The organism is Streptomyces alanosinicus (assembly GCF_014650595.1).
Taxonomy (GTDB): Bacteria; Actinomycetota; Actinomycetes; order Streptomycetales; family Streptomycetaceae; genus Streptomyces; species Streptomyces alanosinicus.
On record NZ_BMVG01000143.1, the window covers coordinates 1 to 1084 of the forward strand.

Sequence of the window (1084 nt, forward strand, 5' to 3'; positions counted from 1 at the left end):
CGAGCAGCTGCGCCGGCATCGGGCGGTGGGTTTCGGGCTGGAGGCGAAGAAGCCGTACACGGACGGTGTCGTGACGGGTTGGGGCACGGTGGAGGGCCGTACGGTCTTCATCTACGCGCACGATTTCCGGATCTTCGGTGGTGCGCTGGGTGAGGCTCATGCCACGAAGATCCACAAGATCATGGACATGGCCATCGCGGCGGGTGCGCCGCTGGTGTCGCTGAACGACGGCGCGGGTGCCCGGATCCAGGAGGGTGTCAGCGCGCTCGCGGGTTACGGCGGTATCTTCCAGCGGAACACGAAGGCGTCCGGTGTCATCCCGCAGATCAGTGTGATGCTGGGCCCGTGCGCCGGTGGTGCGGCGTATTCACCGGCGTTGACGGACTTCGTGTTCATGGTCCGTGAGACCTCGCAGATGTTCATCACCGGCCCGGACGTGGTCAAGGCGGTCACCGGCGAGGAGATCTCCCAGAACGGCCTCGGTGGTGCCGACGTGCATGCCGAGACGTCCGGTGTGTGTCACTTCGCGTACGACGACGAGGAGACCTGCATCGCCGAGGTGCGCTACCTCCTCTCCCTGCTGCCGCAGAACAACCGCGAGAACCCGCCGCGGGTGGAGTGCTCCGACCCGGTCGACCGGCGCTCCGACGACCTGCTCGACCTCGTCCCGGCGGACGGCAACCGGCCCTACGACATGGCCCGGGTGATCGAGGAGATCGTCGACGACGGCGAGTACCTGGAGGTCCACGAGCGCTGGGCGCGCAACATCATCTGCGCGCTGGCCCGGTTGAACGGTCAGGTGGTCGGCATCATCGCTAGCCAACCGCAGTCGCTCGCAGGCGTCCTGGATATCGAGGCGTCGGAAAAGGCCGCGCGTTTTGTGCAGATGTGTGATGCCTTCAATATCCCGATCGTGACGCTGCTCGATGTGCCGGGGTTCCTGCCCGGGGTCGACCAGGAGCACGGCGGGATCATCCGGCACGGCGCGAAGCTGCTGTACGCGTACTGCAACGCGACCGTGCCAAGGATCTCGCTGATCCTGCGCAAGGCGTACGGAGGTGCGTACATCGTCATGGACTCCCAG

1 protein-coding gene is annotated in these 1084 nt (G+C 66.1%); it reads left to right on the forward strand.

Annotated features, from left to right (window positions below; translation table 11 throughout):
- The coding region (locus IE277_RS46685) for an acyl-CoA carboxylase subunit beta (protein WP_189960204.1) at positions 1-1084 on the forward strand (1084 nt) is incomplete at both ends.